General features: G+C 64.2%; 16 protein-coding genes. 15 read left to right on the top strand and 1 reads right to left on the bottom strand.

What is annotated here, in order from left to right:
* Nucleotides 1-180 precede the first annotated feature (180 nt).
* The 6 genes from glyA to AB0Y14_RS09675 all read left to right on the top strand — a co-directional run bounded on the left by glyA (nucleotide 181) and on the right by AB0Y14_RS09675 (nucleotide 5719).
* Entirely contained in the window at nucleotides 181-1467 is a 1287-nt protein-coding gene (glyA, locus tag AB0Y14_RS09700; protein WP_436589052.1) for a serine hydroxymethyltransferase, read from the top strand.
* The gene (locus AB0Y14_RS09695) at nucleotides 1461-2414 is read left to right on the top strand and encodes a bifunctional methylenetetrahydrofolate dehydrogenase/methenyltetrahydrofolate cyclohydrolase (RefSeq protein WP_436589051.1); all 954 of its coding nucleotides are present in this window, start codon (nucleotides 1461-1463) and stop codon (nucleotides 2412-2414) included. The genes glyA and AB0Y14_RS09695 overlap by 7 nt, the downstream gene beginning before the upstream one ends.
* 101 nt (nucleotides 2415-2515) lie before the next feature.
* Nucleotides 2516-3052 (top strand): hypothetical protein, encoded by a 537-nt coding sequence (locus AB0Y14_RS09690; protein WP_129315002.1) that lies wholly within the window; start codon nucleotides 2516-2518, stop codon nucleotides 3050-3052.
* 113 nt (nucleotides 3053-3165) lie between these two features.
* Nucleotides 3166-4035, top strand: a complete 870-nt coding sequence (locus AB0Y14_RS09685; RefSeq protein WP_436589050.1) for an exodeoxyribonuclease III — start codon at nucleotides 3166-3168, stop codon at nucleotides 4033-4035.
* 67 nt (nucleotides 4036-4102) lie between these two features.
* A complete protein-coding gene (gene trpS / locus AB0Y14_RS09680; RefSeq protein ID WP_436589049.1) occupies nucleotides 4103-5140 on the top strand; it encodes a tryptophan--tRNA ligase in 1038 nt (345 codons plus the stop codon).
* Nucleotides 5141-5191: 51 nt separating this feature from the next.
* The gene (locus AB0Y14_RS09675; RefSeq protein ID WP_436589048.1) at nucleotides 5192-5719 is read left to right on the top strand and encodes a 2'-5' RNA ligase family protein; all 528 of its coding nucleotides are present in this window, start codon (nucleotides 5192-5194) and stop codon (nucleotides 5717-5719) included.
* A gap of 82 nt (nucleotides 5720-5801) precedes the next feature.
* Here the strand turns inward: AB0Y14_RS09675 and AB0Y14_RS09670 are convergent, their stop codons facing one another.
* Nucleotides 5802-6911 carry a mannose-1-phosphate guanylyltransferase gene (locus AB0Y14_RS09670; protein ID WP_436589047.1) on the bottom strand — a complete coding sequence of 370 codons (1110 nt, stop codon included), beginning with the start codon at nucleotides 6909-6911 and terminating at the stop codon, nucleotides 5802-5804.
* Between the two features lie 331 nt (nucleotides 6912-7242).
* Between AB0Y14_RS09670 and sdhC the strand changes: the two genes are divergently transcribed.
* The 9 genes from sdhC (at nucleotide 7243) to AB0Y14_RS09625 (ending at nucleotide 17568) form a co-directional block, all read left to right on the top strand.
* A complete protein-coding gene (sdhC, locus tag AB0Y14_RS09665; protein ID WP_129315108.1) occupies nucleotides 7243-7644 on the top strand; it encodes a succinate dehydrogenase, cytochrome b556 subunit in 402 nt (133 codons plus the stop codon).
* A 3-nt stretch (nucleotides 7645-7647) separates the two neighbouring features.
* Nucleotides 7648-8133 (top strand): succinate dehydrogenase hydrophobic membrane anchor subunit, encoded by a 486-nt coding sequence (locus AB0Y14_RS09660; protein ID WP_129315012.1) that lies wholly within the window; start codon nucleotides 7648-7650, stop codon nucleotides 8131-8133.
* Between the two features lie 82 nt (nucleotides 8134-8215).
* Complete coding sequence (gene sdhA, locus AB0Y14_RS09655) at nucleotides 8216-9976, top strand: succinate dehydrogenase flavoprotein subunit (protein WP_436589046.1); 1761 nt, start codon at nucleotides 8216-8218, stop codon at nucleotides 9974-9976.
* Entirely contained in the window at nucleotides 9976-10767 is a 792-nt protein-coding gene (locus tag AB0Y14_RS09650) for a succinate dehydrogenase iron-sulfur subunit (protein WP_436589045.1), read from the top strand. Before sdhA ends, AB0Y14_RS09650 begins: the two co-directional genes overlap by 1 nt.
* A gap of 128 nt (nucleotides 10768-10895) precedes the next feature.
* Nucleotides 10896-12125: an amidohydrolase gene (locus AB0Y14_RS09645; protein ID WP_436589044.1), complete on the top strand. Its 1230-nt coding sequence runs from the start codon at nucleotides 10896-10898 to the stop codon at nucleotides 12123-12125.
* Between the two features lie 135 nt (nucleotides 12126-12260).
* Nucleotides 12261-13379 (top strand): BMP family lipoprotein, encoded by a 1119-nt coding sequence (locus tag AB0Y14_RS09640; protein WP_436589043.1) that lies wholly within the window; start codon nucleotides 12261-12263, stop codon nucleotides 13377-13379.
* 12 nt (nucleotides 13380-13391) lie between these two features.
* Complete coding sequence (locus AB0Y14_RS09635) at nucleotides 13392-14951, top strand: ABC transporter ATP-binding protein (RefSeq protein WP_436589042.1); 1560 nt, start codon at nucleotides 13392-13394, stop codon at nucleotides 14949-14951.
* The gene (locus AB0Y14_RS09630; RefSeq protein ID WP_436589041.1) at nucleotides 14948-16264 is read left to right on the top strand and encodes an ABC transporter permease; all 1317 of its coding nucleotides are present in this window, start codon (nucleotides 14948-14950) and stop codon (nucleotides 16262-16264) included. The genes AB0Y14_RS09635 and AB0Y14_RS09630 overlap by 4 nt, the downstream gene beginning before the upstream one ends.
* Nucleotides 16261-17568, top strand: a complete 1308-nt coding sequence (locus tag AB0Y14_RS09625) for an ABC transporter permease (protein WP_436589040.1) — start codon at nucleotides 16261-16263, stop codon at nucleotides 17566-17568. Before AB0Y14_RS09630 ends, AB0Y14_RS09625 begins: the two co-directional genes overlap by 4 nt.
* The last annotated feature ends 4 nt before the right edge of the window (nucleotides 17569-17572 follow it).

Genomic DNA, 17572 nt, shown 5'->3' with positions numbered 1-17572 from the left:
AACACGCTCACGCCGTCCTGTGGTTCGACAAGACGCCGGTTTCCGGCGGCTTTCACCGATGGCTGGATGATCCACGTAGCACCGTGAAACGGAGGCGTTCTGGGGCTCTGCGTGACATAGGATGGTGCGGAAGCCATTCGCGTGCCACGTCGCAGGCGTGGAGTCAGCCCCAGGAGAACTATGAGCAACTCGTCCGTGCAGGATGTCAACAACCGGCCGCTGGCGGAGCTGGACCCCGAGGTCTCGCAGGCCATCGACAAGGAATTGGGTCGCCAGCGAGCGACCCTCGAGATGATCGCTTCGGAGAACTTCGCTCCGCGCGCCGTCCTGGAGGCGCAGGGCTCGGTGCTGACCAACAAGTATGCGGAAGGCTACCCGGGCCGCCGCTACTACGGCGGATGCGAGCACGTCGACGTCGTCGAGGACCTGGCGCGGGAGCGTGCCAAGTCGCTGTTCGGTGCAGAGCACGCGAATGTCCAGCCCCACTCCGGCGCACAGGCGAACGCCGCCGTGATGATGGCGCTCATGCAGCCGGGGGACACCCTCATGGGGTTGTCCCTGGCCCACGGCGGCCACCTGACTCACGGAATGAAGCTCAACGTGTCCGGCAAGCTGTACAACATCGCAGCCTACGAGGTCGATCCGGAGACGGGCCGGCTGGACATGGACCGTGTTCGTGAGGTCGCGCTGGAGGCCAGGCCCAAGGTCATCGTCGCCGGTTGGTCCGCGTACCCGCGTGAACAGGACTTCGAGCGTTTCCGCCAGATCGCCGACGAGGTCGGCGCGTACCTCTGGGTCGACATGGCGCATTTCGCCGGGCTGGTCGCCGCCGGCATCCACGCGAACCCCGTGCCCCACGCCCACGTGGTGACCTCAACCGTTCACAAGACGCTGGCGGGCCCGCGCTCCGGCGTGATCCTGTGCACCGAGGAGCTCAAGAAGAAGATCGACTCGGCGGTCTTCCCGGGACAGCAGGGTGGTCCGCTGATGCACGTCATCGCGGGCAAGGCGGTCGCCTTCAAGATTGCCGCGAGCGAGGAATTCAAGGACCGGCAGAAGCGGACGGTCGAAGGGTCGCAGATTCTCGCCGACCGTTTGACCGGGGACGACGTCGCTGAGCACGGCATCTCGGTTCTCTCCGGGGGCACCGACGTGCACCTTGTGCTCGTGGACTTGCGGAATTCCGAACTGGACGGCAAGCAGGCGGAGGACATCCTGCACGAGGTCGGCATCACGGTCAATCGCAACGCGGTTCCCAACGATCCTCGCCCGCCCATGGTGACCTCGGGCCTGCGCATCGGCACGCCCGCTCTGGCCACGCGTGGTTTCGGACGCGAAGAATTTACCGAGGTTGCCGACATCATCGCCGAAGCGCTCAAGCCGGGGGTCGACGCCGACGCCCTGCGCGCCAGGGTCGAGAAGCTTGCCGAGCAGTTCCCCCTCTACGAGGGCCTCGAGGAATGGTGAACGCGACAACCACTCAGCAGGAAAGGTATTCGGACATCAACACCGAGACCCAGCAGGAAACATTCCCGAAGGTCCTCGACGGAACGGCCACGGCCGGTGCGATCAAGAACGAACTGCGTGACCGCGTGGACGAGCTCCGGGCCAAGGGCATCACGCCGGGGCTGGGAACCGTGCTGGTCGGGGACGACCCGGCCTCTCGTTCCTACGTTGGCGGCAAGCACCGTGACTGCGCCGAGGTGGGCATCGCGTCGATCCGGCGCGATCTCCCCGAAGACGTCACCCAGGAAGAACTCGAACAGGTCATCGACGAGCTGAACGCGAACCCCGAATGCACGGGATACATTGTTCAGCTCCCCCTGCCGCCGCACATCGACACGAACAGGATCCTGGGCAGGATCGACCCGGACAAGGACGCCGACGGTCTCCACCCGACCAACCTCGGCAAGCTCGTACTGAATGTATACGGCGATATCGATTCCCCGCTGCCGTGCACGCCGAACGGCATCATCGAGCTCATGCACCGTCACGGCATCAACTTGGTCGGAAAGAACGTCGTGGTCCTGGGCCGTGGAATTACGGTGGGCCGACCGCTCGGGTTGTTGCTGTCCCGTCGTGACATCAACGCGACCGTGACCATGGCGCACACCGGGACCAAGGACCTCGACGAGGTCCTCGCCCGCGCGGACATCATCGTCGCAGCGATCGGGGTTCCGCACGCCGTGCGCCCCGACCAGGTGGCCGACGGCGCGATCCTTCTGGACGTCGGCGTATCCCGGGTCCTGGACCCGGAAACGGGCAAGAAGAAGCTCACGGGTGACATCCACCCGGACGCCGCGGCCAAATCCTCGTGGTATTCGCCGAACCCCGGCGGTGTGGGACCCATGACCCGGGCGATGCTGCTGGTCAACGTCGTCCAGAGGGCCGAAAGGGAAGCGGCGGAGGCCTAGGGAAACGAGCGCCGGCCCTGGCCGGAAACGGCGGGGCCGGCGTTGTCGTGTGATGCTGAGGGGCGGAAAGCGCCCCGCCGCGGACTTGTACAATGGGGGCCATGCAACCGATCGGAACTTCAGACGCCCGTGTGGGCAATGCACAGACCAGAAGCGCGGCCAGCGGAAGAGCCTTCTGGGCCACCGTGATCGGCATGGCGGTGATGGTTCTGATTTTCGTCTTCGCTGTGATTTCCGCGGCGAACGAGCAGTCCGTGCTGGGATGGATCCTGGCGGCCATCGCTCTCGGGTGGTTGGCGCTCGCGGCCTATGCGCTCTTCCTGGTCCGGGGAACGCTCCGTTTCGGGAAGAACGCCGTCAGGAAGTTGCAGAGCGATCTCGAGGACGCCCAGATGCGTGCGCCTTCTTCCGGGACCTCGGCGGTCCCCGAAGCCGACGCCATGCGTGACCAAAAACTCGCGCATTCCTTCCAGATCGTGCTGGTGCAGAACAAGGTTCTCAAGGAAGAACTTGCCAAGGGCGACCAGGCGGACCAGGAAGTGGTGGACCGGGCCATCGACACCATCAATTTCACGGCCAAGAACGGGATGGGTATGGTTCAGTCCCAGGACACCGTCGACGGCACGGTCGTGGACTAGAACCACTCGACCAGTCGGTTGCGAAAGCATTGATCGTCCACGAGCACGTCTGATTCCGCACGGCGGGACCGCGTGTGAGCCATCGGAAGAATCACGAGGAAGGCCGAGACTTTATGGACCAGACCGCCAGGGACGGCAACAGCCTGCGCATCGCAACCGTGAATGTCAATGGTATTCGGGCCGCCTACAACCCCAAGAAGAAGCAGACCATGGGGGACTGGCTCGAGAACAGGGACATCGACGTCCTCTGCCTCCAGGAGGTCAGAGCCCCTGACGCGAAGCTCCGAGAACTGCTCGGGGAAGAGGACTGGGACATCCTGCACGCCGAGGCCGAGGCCAAGGGCCGCGCAGGTGTTGCGATTGCGACGCGCAAGGACACCGAGGACCGGCCCTCCCGGCTGTCCGGCCAGCCCGTGGCCAAACGGGAGAATATCGGCGTCGATTACTTCGCCCGCTCGGGGCGCTGGGTCGAAGCCGACTATGAACTGCCCAACGGGCAGACCCTCACGGTGGTCTCCGCCTACGTCCACTCGGGCGAGGTCGGTACGGAGCGCCAGGACGACAAGTACAGGTTCTTGGACGTGATGCTCGAACGGCTCCCGGCGCTCGCGCAACATTCTGACCACGCTCTGATCGTCGGCGACCTCAACGTGGGCCACACCGAACTCGACATCAAGAATTGGAAGGGCAACGTCAAGAACGCCGGGTTCCTTCCTGAGGAACGCGCCTACTTCGACCGGTTCTTCGGCGACCTCGGATACCGCGATGTCGCCCGTGGCCTGGCCGGCGAGGTGCCAGGACCCTACACCTGGTGGTCCTACCGGGGCCAGGCCTTCGACAACGACGCCGGCTGGCGGATCGATTACCACATGGCGACCCCGGCCCTTGCGGAGGCCGCGCAGAACGCCGTGGTGGATCGGGCACCGAGCTACGACACCCGCTTCTCTGATCACGCTCCGCTCGTGGTCGACTACCACTTCTAGACGTTGCGCCTCCCGAGCCCGCCGGAACCGGTGGGCGTCGGGGCCGCAGAGAGCAGAAAAGAACAGCATGACAGAACGCACCATCCCCAACGCATCCACCGGTGCACCGAGAGTATTTTCCGGTGCGCAGCCTTCGGCAGATTCCCTTCATCTGGGCAACTACGTCGGGGCGGTCCGCAACTGGGTGGAGATGCAGGCCGAGAACGAGTGCATCTATTTCATCCCCGATCTCCACGCGATCACGGTCCCGCAGGACCCTGAGCATCTCGCGGAGCGGACCCGGAAGACCGCCGCCCAGTACATTGCCGCGGGCATCGACCCGACGAAGACGCCGTTCTTCGTCCAGTCCCACGTCCCGGAGCATAGCCAATTGGCCTGGTTGCTCACATGCATCACTGGCGACGGCGAGGCCCGCCGCATGACGCAGTTCAAGGACAAGGCCGCGAAGCAGGGATCCGAGAACACGTCGGCGGGACTGTACGCCTACCCGATGCTCATGGCGGCCGACATCCTGCTGTACCAGACCGACCAGGTTCCGGTGGGGGAGGACCAGCGGCAGCACCTCGAGCTGACCCGCAATCTCGCACAGCGATTCAACACGCGGTTCGGCGAGACTTTTGTGGTTCCCGAGGCCAAGATCCTCGGCGATACCGCCAAGATCTACGACCTGCAGAACCCTTCGGCGAAGATGTCCAAGTCGGCGGCCTCGGAGAACGGCATCATCTGGTTGTTGGACGATCCGAAGAAGCTGGCCAAGAAGATCAAGTCCGCCGTGACGGACGACGGAACCGAGATCCGCTTCGACCGGGAGGACAAGCCGGGCGTTTCGAACCTGTTGACCATTTATTCGTCCCTGACCGGTCGGTCCGTCGAGGACATCGTCGCCGAGTACGAGGGCAAGATGTACGGCCACCTGAAGGTTGGGCTGGCCGACGTCGCCGTGGACGTCCTCGGTCCCATCAGGGAACGCACCCTGGAGATCATGGACGACCCCGCCGAATTGGACCGGTTGCTGGCCATCGGCGCGGCCAAGGCACGGGAGATCGCGGCACCGACTGTTGCGTCAGCCTATGAACGCATGGGATTTCTGGCACCGCGGGGCTGAGTAGTGCAAACAAAGGTCTCATCGGGTCCCGCCGATCAGGGAAGGATCGGTGTGAGCCCCACGATTCTTCCGGGCAAGAGCTATCTGAGCCTGGTCCTGGACGTGCCCGCGTGCGTGCACGAGGACGTCATGCGGTGGCGATCCCACCATTGTTCTCACCCGGGGCATCCTCTGCACATCACGGTATTCATCGCGGAGCTGGGTGAGCGCCCGGAGGAAAGCGCCGAACGGTTCCTCTCGGAATTCGAGGATCTTTGCCTGGGGCTCGGTCCTGGTCGCATCACTCTCACCGGCACCGGGACTTTCCGTCCGATGAGTGACGTGGTCTTCCTGTCCGTGGGGGATGGCACGGAGTTTCTCCACGAGCTGCACAATCGGTGCCTGAAACTTTTGGACAGCGCATCGCCGTTTCTCTATCACCCGCACATGACGTTGACGCAGAACGAGGGGCGGCGCACGCTCGAGGCCGCGTTGGCAGACTTCAGGGATTTCACAGCGACGTTCCCGGTCACCGGGCTGGACGCCTACATCGGTGACGACGCCGGATGGCGGTCACTGGGCCGGGTCGACCTCCGCTGAGCGTCCCGGCCCCCTGAGGGTCGAGCGGGACGCGACGCACCTGGGTCCGAAGGCCCGGCGCCCGGGCCCTTGCCGACGCCGATCAGAGGACGTCGGTGTCCCCGTTCTCCTTGAGCGCGTTGACGGCGTCCTTGACTCTTTGGGCATGCTCTTGAGTCGTGACCAGCAGTGCATCCTGGGTATCCACCACCACGATGTCTTCGACGCCGATCAAGGCGACGATGCGGCTGGTGTCCGACGCGACGATGCCGGAGGCGTTGTCCGTCATGACTCTCTTGTTCTTGCCGATCACGGCAACCTCGTCCACGTTCACGGCGCGGTTGAGCCGGCTGATGGCTGCGAAGTCCCCGACGTCGTCCCAGGTGAAGGAGGCGGGGACCATGGCGACGTCGCCCGCCGCGGCCGCAGGCTCGGCCACGGCGTAGTCGATCGCGATTTTGGGCAGACTGGGCCACACCCGGTCCATGACGGCGTCCCGTTCGTCAGTCTCCCAGGCCTCGGCGATCTCCATGATGCCCGCGTGCAGCTCGGGCTGGTTCGCGGCCAGATGGCTCAGCAGGAGTTTGGCCGGGGCGACGAACATGCCCGCATTCCAGGTGTACTCACCGCTGCGGACGTACGAGCGCGCAGTGTCCTCGTCCGGTTTCTCTACGAACTCGTCGACCTTCATCGCGGACGGTGCGGCCTCCAGGTTGAGGCTTTCGCTCGCGCGGATGTAGCCGAACCCCGTGGACGGGGAGGTCGGTGTGATGCCGATGGTCACGATGCGGCCCGTGGCCGCGGTCTGCACCGCTTCCTCGACGACTCGGTGGAATTCCTCCGTCGGCTCCACCACATGGTCCGCCGCGAACGAGCCGACGATGGCCTCGGGGTCCCGGAGGCTAATGATCGCCGAGGCCAACCCGATGGCCGCGCCCGAATCCTTGGGAGAGGGTTCCAGCACGAGATCCGACTCGGAACATTCGGGCAGCTGGCTGCGCACGGCTTGCGCGTGAGTGCGCCCAGTGACAATCATCACACCACTGGAGCTGAGATCGATCAGACGCTCGTAGGTCGAGCGCAGGAGCGAATGTCCGCTGCCCGTCAGGTCGAGCAGGAATTTCGGTGCATCGGCCCTGGACAGAGGCCAAAGGCGGGACCCGACACCACCGGCCGGGACAAACGGGTGGAAGTGCGCATGTGGAGCATTCATCGCACACATCGTACCGGTTGCGTTCGTCATAAATCGCAAGGCCGCCGAGTGTGCCTTAGGAGCGCCTCGACCCGAACTCCCGAATCGTCGCTCGACCGCATCGGCGGAATGAGTGGGAAGCACGGCATTAGGCCAAGAATCTGTGGCCTATTCTCCCCGGAAGACCGCGGGAGAGCGGCGTCGACATGGTGTCACTAAGTGTTCCGGCTGCTGGTAATCTGACAGGAGAACTCGCTCACTCATGACGCCCGGGCCCGCCCGGTCTGCGCAGTGGCAGTGCATTCTTGGGCCCCTCGCCGGAAGGAAGACCGACGCCGCGGCCCTCCGGTTGATGAAACAGGGAGGTTATTCAGTGCCGAATACATCCAAGGGCACCCTCTATAGAGGCCGCCAGGGCATGTGGTCCTGGGTGGCTCATCGCGTCACAGGCATCGCAATCTTCTTCTTCTTGCTTGTCCACGTGCTTGATACGGCACTCGTCCGGGTCTCCCCGGAGGCCTACAACCACGTGATTGCCACCTACAAGAACCCCATCATGGGTCTCGGCGAGGCCGGCCTGGTTGCCGCGATCGTCTACCACGCCTTCAACGGTCTCCGAATCATCCTGATCGACTTCTGGAAGAACGGGGCCAAGAACCAGAAAGCGATGCTGTGGGGCGTCCTGATCCTCTGGGTCATCGCCGTCGTGCCGTTCCTCGTCCGCCACCTCGCCATCGTTTTTGGAGGTCACTAACCCATGGCAACTCCGTTGAAAACTCGCATCGCGGTCCCGCGGAGCCGGGACAACAGCGTCGATGGCATCAAGTACAACCGCTCAGGCTCCAAGCGCAACAACTTCGAGATGTTCGCGTGGCTGTACATGCGCGTCTCGGGTGTTCTGCTGATCGTCCTGATCTTCGGGCACCTTTTCGTCAACCTCATGATGGGCGACGGGGTTCACGCGATCGACTTCGGCTTCGTCGGAGGCAAGTGGGCCAACCCCTTCTGGCAGACCTGGGACCTCATCATGCTCTGGCTGGCCATGATTCATGGGACCAACGGCGTGCGCACCGTGATCGACGACTACGCCGAGAAGGACAGGACCCGTTTCTGGCTCAAGACCCTGCTCTTCCTCGCTTCCGGGTTCATCCTGCTCGTCGGCACCCTGGTGATTTTCACCTTCTCCCCGTGCCCCACGGGAGCAGATCCCTCGCTGGTTCCGTCCTTCTGCCCGGCACCGTAGCCGCGGCCGGATCACGACGCCGGGGCAGGACGGCGCTCCGCCCCACACCTACAGAGACTCAACAAGGAAAGAGCATCCAAGAATGCAGCTTCACAAGTACGATGTGGTCATCGTCGGTGCCGGCGGTGCCGGTATGCGCGCAGCCATCGAATCCGGCCAGCGCGCCCGCACCGCCGTACTGACCAAGATCTACCCGACCCGTTCGCACACCGGTGCGGCCCAGGGCGGAATGTGTGCGGCGCTGGCCAATGTCGAGGAAGACAACTGGGAGTGGCACACCTTCGACACCATCAAGGGCGGCGACTACCTGGTGGACCAGGACGCGGCCGAGGTCATGGCCAAGGAAGCCATTGACGCCGTGCTGGACCTCGAAAAGATGGGCCTGCCGTTCAACCGCACCCCCGAGGGCCGCATTGACCAGCGTCGATTCGGTGGGCACACGCGTGACCACGGCAAGTCACCCGTCCGCCGTGCGTGCTACGCCGCGGACCGCACGGGCCACATGATTCTCCAGACGCTGTACCAGAACTGCGTCAAGCACAACGTCGAGTTCTTCAACGAGTACTACGTGCTCGACCTGGTCATGACCGAGGTCGACGGCAAGCCCCGGCCGTCCGGCGTCGTGACCTACGATCTGGCCACCGGCGAGGTCCACGTGTTCCAGGCGAAGTCGATCGTCTTCGCCTCCGGCGGTTGCGGAAAGATCTTCAAGACCACCTCGAATGCGCACACGCTGACCGGAGACGGCATGGCCATCGCCTTCCGCAATGGCCTGCCTCTTGAGGACATGGAATTCGTTCAGTTCCACCCGACGGGTCTCGCGGGACTGGGCATCCTGGTCTCCGAGGCAGCCCGAGGTGAGGGCGGAATCCTCCGTAACTCCGAGGGCGAACGCTTCATGGAGCGCTACGCCCCGACGATCAAGGACCTTGCCCCGCGTGACATCGTGGCCCGCTCGATGGCCAACGAGGTTCGCGAGGGCCGCGGTTGCGGGCCCAACAAGGACTACGTCCTCCTGGACCTGACCCACCTCGAGCCGGAGCACATCGATGCCAAGCTCCCGGACATCACCGAGTTCGCGCGCACCTACCTGGGCGTCGAGCCGTACACCGAGCCCGTCCCGGTGTTCCCGACGGCCCACTATGCGATGGGTGGCATCCCCACCAACATCGACGCCGAGGTGTACTGCAATTCGGAGGAGACGGTCCCCGGACTCTACGCGGCGGGCGAGGTCGCCTGCGTGTCGGTCCACGGCTCCAACCGTCTGGGAACCAACTCGCTGCTCGACATCAACGTGTTCGGCAAGCGCGCCGGAATCAAGGCTGCGGAGTACGCGGCGACCGCGGATTTCCTGCCCGTCCCCGAAGACGCGGCCCAGCCGACGCAGGATCTGCTGGATCTCATGCGCAACGGCAAGGGCGACCAGAAGGTGGCCGTGCTCCGCAAGGAACTGCAGGACGTCATGGACGCCGACATGCAGGTGTTCCGCACGGCCGACACGATCCACAGCGCGCTGGACAAGATCGCCGATCTGCAGGAGCGTTACAAGCACATCCAGATCCAGGACCAGGGCAAGCGCTTCAACCTGGATCTCCTCGAGGCCGTGGAACTGGGCTTCCTGCTGGAGCTCGCCAAGGTCATGTCCGTCGCGGCCCTGCACCGCGAGGAATCCCGTGGAGGCCACTTCCGCGAGGACTTCCCCAACCGCGATGACGACAAGTTCATGAAGCACTCGATGGCCTACCTGGACGAAGGTGCCGAGACCGACAGCGTCGCCGGCATCCGCCTCGAGACCAAGCCGGTGATCTTCACCCGCTACGAGCCGATGGAGCGTAAGTACTAATGACTACACAGGAAAAGGAAGCAGCCGAGCCGGCTTCGAAGGTCGATCTGCCGGGTGAGTCCGGCGGCGGGGGAGAGATCCCCAAGTACAACCTCACTTTGAAGGTCCGTCGTTACAATCCCGAGGTCTCCGAGGAGGCGCATTGGGAGGACTACGAGCTGGAGATGTTCGGCACGGACCGAGTCCTGGACGCATTGCACAAGGTCAAGTGGGAGATCGACGGTTCGCTGTCGTTCCGCCGCTCCTGCGCGCACGGTGTGTGCGGTTCCGATGCGATGCGCATCAACGGCCGCAATCGGCTGGCGTGCAAGACCCTTCTGAAGGATCTCGACCTGTCCAAGCCGGTCACGGTCGAGGCGATCAAGGGCCTGCCGTGCGAGAAGGACTTGATCGTGGACATGGAGCCTTTCTTCCAGTCCTACCGCGAGATCATGCCGTTCCTCATGAACGAGGGACACGAGCCGGAGCGCGAGCGCTACCAGTCCCAGGAAGACCGGGACCGGTTCGACGACACGACGAAGTGCATTCTCTGTGCGGCCTGCACGTCCTCGTGCCCCGTTTTCTGGACCGATGGTCAGTACTTCGGGCCGGCGGCGATCGTCAACGCCCACCGTTTCATTTTCGATTCGCGTGACGACGCCGGCGACCTGCGCCTGGAGATCCTCAATGACAAGGAAGGCGTGTGGCGCTGCCGGACGACCTTCAACTGCACTGAGGCCTGCCCCCGCGGGATCCAGGTCACCAAGGCGATCGCCGAGGTCAAGCAGGCGGTTCTGGCTCGCGCTTTCTGACGCGTCGCCGCACGTCAGTCAATCAATGACGCCGCCCGCGTCCCCTGGGGGACGCGGGCGGCGTCGTCATGTTCTGACACGTTTGCAACGTGGGCGCGAACCCGGGTCCGAGCGCTAAGGTCGGTTGTATGGGTAATAGTCCGTCACTCTCAGCTTCCGGCAGTCCGCTGCACGTCACTCCGCTCGTCGCCAAGTTCGTGGACGAGCTGATCGAGTTCCGACGCACGATCCACCAGCACCCGGAGCTGTCCTTTCGCGAGCATCGGACGACCGACCGCATCATGGCCCGTCTCGAGCAGGCGGGGCTCCACCCGGTGCGCTTCAAGTACACCGGGTGCTATGTGGACATCGGGCGGGGCCCGATTGCCGTCGCGTTGCGAGCGGACATCGATGCCCTGCCCATCGAGGAGAACACCGGACTGGACTTCGCCTCGATCAACGAAGGGGTGATGCACGCGTGCGGGCACGACATCCACCAGAGCGTCATGCTCGGAGTCGCCCTGACCTTGGCGGACATCGACTCGTCCGCGCCATTGGCCGGCACCGTCCGCATCATTTTCCAACCCGCCGAGGAGAAGCTGCCCGGGGGCGCAGTCTCGGTCATCAAGGAAGGTGTGCTGAAGGATGTTCCGCGTGCCTTCGCACTCCACTGCGAGCCGAAGGTCGACGTCGGTCAGGTGGGCACGCGCATCGGTGCGATCACGTCCGCGACCGACACGATCAAATTGACTGTTCGAGGACACGGCGGCCACACGTCCCGGCCCCACCTCACGGAGGACCTGATCTACGCGATGGGCCAGATCGCGATCAACGTTCCGGCGGTGTTGTCCAGGAACCTCGATGTCAGAGCCGGGGTCCTGGTGGTCTGGGGGCAGATCGAGGCCGGGGTGGCCCCGAATGCGATTCCAGCGACCGGTTACATGGCCGGAACCATGAGGTGTCTAGACGCGGACGCGTGGTACAAGGCCGCGGAGCTGCTGGACGAGGTGGTGGAACAGGTTGCCGCCCCGTACGGCGTCGAGGTCGAACTCGAACACGTCCAGGGCGTCCCACCGGTGGTCAACACGGAGACCGAAACCACCTTGTTGGAGAATGCGGCGCGAGCCGAACTGGGCGAGGACTCCGTGGTGCTCATGGAGCAGTCGATGGGCGGCGAGGATTTCGCGTGGATGCTCCAGGAAGTACCGGGATCGATGATGCGGCTCGGAACCCGCCCGCCGGGTGGGCAGACCTACGACCTGCACCAGGCGGACTACGTGGCGGACGAGCGTGCCATCGAGTGCGGCGTGCGTGTCATGACCGCGACCGCCCTGCGGGCCATCAACCACCAACGGCGTACCGATCAGGGCGAACTCTGAGTTCCGACCCGGGAGGCTCCCAGCAAAAGGGCTTATGAGGGGCTACACTGTGGTGCACACCGCAGAACATTCGCGGCCGATGCACGGGCAGGGAATCCGCCGCCACGTGGTCGGCGGCGCACCCGGAGGTACCTCATGCCCGTCCTTTCTCCCCAGGGCCTGCGCCGCACGTTGGTGACCGGCGGCGCCATTATCAGCGCATCGGCGCTCTTGCTCACCGGATGCGCGCCCGCACCTGACGAAGACGCGGACATCGCCCAGGATCGCTCCGATTACACCGGGTGCATCGTCTCGGACTCGGGCGGCTTCGACGACCGCTCCTTCAACCAGAACTCCTACGAAGGCCTGCTGAAGGCCAAGGACGACTACGGCATCGAGACCAAACAGGCAGAGTCCCAGGCCATCACGGACTACGAACCCAACGTCAGTTCCATGGTCCGCGGTGGATGCGGCCTGACCGTCACGGTCGGCTTCAACCTGTCGGACGTCACGAAATCCACCGCGGAAGCCCATCCGGACAAGCACTTCGCGACCGTGGACGACAACTCGATCGACCTGCCCAATGTCCGGCCCATCATCTATGACACCTCGCAGGCGGCCTTCCTCGCCGGCTACCTGGCCGCCGGGTCAACCAAGACCGGGAAGGTCGCGACCTTCGGGGGCCAAGAAATCCCCACGGTCACGATCTTCATGGACGGATTCGCCGAAGGGGTCAACTACTACAACCAGCAGAAGGGCAAGGACGTTTCCTTGCTGGGCTGGGACGTCGACAAGCAGACAGGAAGCTTCACCGGCGACTTCGAGGACACGGGCAAGGGCAAGACGACCACCCAGAACTTCTTGAACGAGGGGGCCGACATCGTGATGCCGGTGGCGGGGCCCGTGGGCAACGGCGCCATGGACGCCGTCAATGGGTTCAACTCCGACGAACCCAAGGACCCGGCCCGCATTATCTGGGTCGACTCGGACGGATACGAAACCCTCGCCGGGGGCCAGGAATACGTTCTGACCTCGGTGATCAAGAAGATGGGCGACGCGGTCGAGAATGCATACGTCGCCGACATGGACGGCAAATTCACCAATGAGCCGTACATCGGCGACCTCGAGAACGACGGCGTCGGGCTCGCTCCGTTCCATGACCAGTCGGGCAACGTTTCCGACGACATGAAGGATGAGCTGAAGGACCTCAAGACCAAGATCAGCAGCGGAGAGGTCCCTGTCGAATCCAAGGCCAGCCCGGTCAAGAAGCAGTAAGGATCCTCGACGATGAAACTCGAATTGCGGTCGGTGACGAAACGCTTCGGCGCGTTCACGGCCAATGACTCGATCGACCTCGTGGTCGAACCGGGAACCGTGCACTGCCTCCTGGGGGAGAACGGGGCCGGAAAATCGACCCTCATGAACGTGATCTACGGTCTGTACGAACCGACCGAGGGGCAGATCCTTCTGGACGAGCGGGAGATGCGTTTCTCCGGTCCCGGAGAGGCCATGCGGGCCGGCATCGGGATGGTCCATCAGCACTTCATGCTTGTTCCGGTATTCACGGTCGCCGAGAACGTGGCCCTGGGCGCGGAATCCACCCGGGGCACCAGCCTGGACCTCGAACAGACTCGCCGCCGCATCCGTGAGATCTCGGATCGGTACGGGTTCCGCGTCGACCCGGACGCCGTCGTCGAGGACCTGCCCGTGGGCGTCCAGCAACGGGTCGAAATCATCAAGGCCCTGGTGCGCGACGCAGAGATTCTGATCCTCGACGAGCCGACGGCCGTTCTGACGCCGGCGGAAACCGACCAGTTGCTGGCGATCATGGCCCAGTTGCGCGACGACGGAAAATCCTTGCTGTTCATCTCCCACAAACTGCGCGAGGTGCGCGCGGTGTCCGACGAAATCACCGTGATCCGTCGCGGCAAGGTCGTCGGTACCGTGGACCCGACCGCCACGACCACCGAGTTGGCCTCCATGATGGTGGGCCACGACGTGAACCTCACCGTGGACAAAGAAGCCCCGCAGCACGGTGACAACACCTTCTCGGTTCGCGATCTCTCCCTGGTCTCGGACACAGGGGTCAAGGTTCTCGACGGGATCGACCTGGACGTCCGCGGCGGAGAAATCGTCGCGGTCGCCGGCGTCCAGGGCAACGGTCAGACCGAGTTCACGGAGACGGTCATGGGTTTGCACCCGAAGGCCACGGGCCGCATCGTCCTGGACGGTGAGGACCTGCTGGGAATGACCACCAAGAAGATCATCGACGCCGGCGTCGGCTTCGTCCCGGAGGACAGAACCGTCGACGGATTGGTCGGGGCCTTCAGCATCGAGGAAAACCTGGTGCTCAATCAATTCGACACCAAGCAGTTTTCCGCCGGGCCGTCGCTTCGGCGCGGCGCGATCAGATCCAACGCTCGCAAGAAGGCGGCGGCCTTCGACATCCGAATGAATTCGGTGTCCGACCACGTGGCGACGCTCTCGGGCGGCAACCAACAGAAGGTGGTCGTCGCCAGGGAGCTCTCGAGGCCGCTGAGGCTCCTCGTCGCCTCCCAGCCGACGCGCGGCGTGGACGTCGGATCGATCGAATTCATCCACGAAAGGATCGTCGCCGAGCGCGACGCCGGAACACCGGTCGTCATCGTCTCGACCGAGTTGGATGAGGTCTATGCTCTCGCAGATCGTATCGCCGTATTCCACCACGGGCGCCTGATGGGCATCGTGGGCCCGGACGTCCCGCGCGAGATGCTCGGACAGATGATGGCCGGGGCAACGGCGGAAGAGCTCCAGGCCGACGCGCCGCAGCCCGCGGTCCAGAACACCACCGAAGGAGAGCCCGCATGAGCTCGTCAGAGTCGCAGCAGCCCCTGGCCGCGCCCGTGGACGGCTCGGGATCGGCCTCCGAAGGCACGGCGGTCGCTCCCGTCACACCGCCCTGGGCCTCGGGGCCGGAGAAACCGTCTTTGGCGTACCGTTTCACGTCGTCCCCGCTCGTTCTCTCCGTGGCCGCGCTGGTCGCCGCCCTCGTCGTCGGCGGACTTCTCATCGTCTTCACGGACCAGCGGGTGCTGACCCGCATGAACTATTTCTTCAACCGGCCGAGCGACACCTTTGAGGCCGCCTGGAAGGCCGCCAGCTCGGCGTATGTGGCATTGTTCGAAGGCGCCATCTTCGACCCGAGCGGCGAGGACTGGATCCAACGGATCTACCCTCTGACCGAGACGTTGACCATTGCGACACCGCTCATCTTCGCTGGCTTGGGCGTCGCCATTTCGTTCCGATCGGGCCTGTTCAACATTGGTGCTCAGGGACAGATCATCCTCGGCGCCATCGTGGCCGGGTACATCGGATTCAGTTGGCACCTGCCGGTAGCGATACACCTCGTCCTGGTGATCCTCGGGGGCATTCTGGGAGGTGCAGTGTGGGGTGGCCTGGTCGGATTGCTCAAGGCAAAGACCGGTGCCCACGAAGTGATCCTGTGCATCATGCTCAATTACGTGGCCCTGAACCTGGTGCTGTACGTCCTCACCACGCCAGGGTTCCAGAGAGAAGGGTCCACGAACCCGATTTCGCCGCAGATTGACCAGAGCGCCCAACTGCCCAAGCTCTTCGGCGACTCCTTCCGGCTCCACTGGGGATTCGTCTTGGCCATTCTGGCGGTCCTGCTCGTTTCGTGGATGATCAACCGGTCCACGGTCGGATTCCGGCTTCGCGCGGTCGGCTCCAATCCCGAAGCGTCGAAGACCGCCGGAATCAACGTGACCGCCGGATACATCGTCGTGATGGTCATGGCGGGTGGTCTCTCCGGGATGGCCGGCGTCTCCCAGATCTCGGGCACGGAGAAGGTACTGACGGGCGACGTCGCCGCATCCTTCGGATTCGACGCGATCACCGTTGCTCTCCTCGGACGGTCGAAACCCTGGGGGACCTTTTGGGCCGGCCTTCTCTACGGTGCCTTCCGCGCGGGGGGAGTGGCGATGCAGACCAATACCGGAACCAATATCAACATCGTTCTGGTCGTCCAATCGTTGATCGTTCTGTTCATTGCGGCCCCACCGCTGGTCCGTGCGATCTTCCGTCTGCCCGACCCCTCGAAGACCGGCCGCGGCAAGAAGGCCCGCAAGGCATCGGCACCCAAGGCAGGAGCAGCCCAGTGAGCACCGCCGTCCAGGAAAACAGGAACTCCGTCCGGCCGCCCGAGTCCTCCGAACCGGAGAAGACCGCGGTCCGGCACTGGCGCACCGCCATCATCTTCACGGTCCTTGCCCTCGTCACGTTGCTCGTCTGCGCCATCAACGCGGCCGACGACACGGTCGTGTTCAGGCTCTCGGAAACCCGGGACACCATACGGCTGGGCGACGTCGCCCTGGGGTCACGGGTGACGGGCTGGGTGCTCGCCGTCGTCGCGATCTGTATGGCCGCCGTTGCGTGGACCGCCGGCTCGAAGGGACGCAAGGTGCCCCGGTGGTGCACCACAGTGTTCTGGGCGGCCTTCGTGATCGCCATGCTGGTGTGGGCGGTCAGCCACGCGGACAGCAACAGTCTTTCCCTGCCCGGTCTGCTCGGCGGCTCACTGACGCTCGCCGTCCCGCTCATTTTCGGATCGATGTCCGGTTTGTTGTGCGAACGCAGCGGCGTCGTGAACATCGCGATCGAGGGCCAACTGCTGTTCGGTGCGTTCTCCGCGGCCGTTGCCGGATCCGTGTCGCACAATGCCTGGGTAGGTCTCCTCGCCGCGATGCTCGGAGCCGTTCTGGTGTCCTTGGTCCTGGCCGTGTTCTCGATCAAGTACCTGGTCAACCAGGTGATCGTGGGCGTTGTGGTCAACGTCCTGGTCTCCGGTCTGACCGGTTTCCTCTACTCGACGGTGCTCTCACGCTCCAACGTCGGTCTGAATGCCCCGGACCACCTGCCGGATTACGCGGTGCCGGTGCTGTCGAAGATCCCGGTGATCGGTCCGGTGCTGTTCGATCAATCGGTGATCGTGTACCTGATGTACGGCGTCGTCTTCCTGATCTGGTACTGCCTGACCAGGACCCGGTGGGGATTGCGCACCCGTGCGGTGGGCGAGCACCCGAAGGCGGCGGACACGCTCGGAGTCAAGGTCAACCGTCTGCGCTTCTGGAATGTGCTGGTGGCCGGCGCCGTGGCAGGCATGGGCGGCGCATTCTTCACGCTCGTCTCGGTCTCGTCCTTCAACAAGGACATGACGGCCGGCCAAGGGTACATCGCGTTGGCCGCACTCATCTTCGGCAGGTGGCGCCCGTTCGGCGCGCTGTTCGCCGCGCTGCTCTTCGGTTTTGCGACCAACTTGCAGTCGGTCCTGTCCCTTCTCGGGACCACGGTTCCGAGCCAGTTCCTGGCCATGCTGCCGTACCTGGTGACCATCGCGGCCGTGACCGGGTTGGTCGGCCGTTCCCGAGGACCGGCCGCCAGCGGGGTCCCGTATGTCAAGGAGTGATCGC

The sequence above is a fragment of the Rothia sp. HC945 genome (assembly GCF_051370785.1).
Taxonomy (GTDB): domain Bacteria; phylum Actinomycetota; class Actinomycetes; order Actinomycetales; family Micrococcaceae; genus Rothia.
This window is presented reverse-complemented; position numbering and strand designations above follow the sequence as displayed.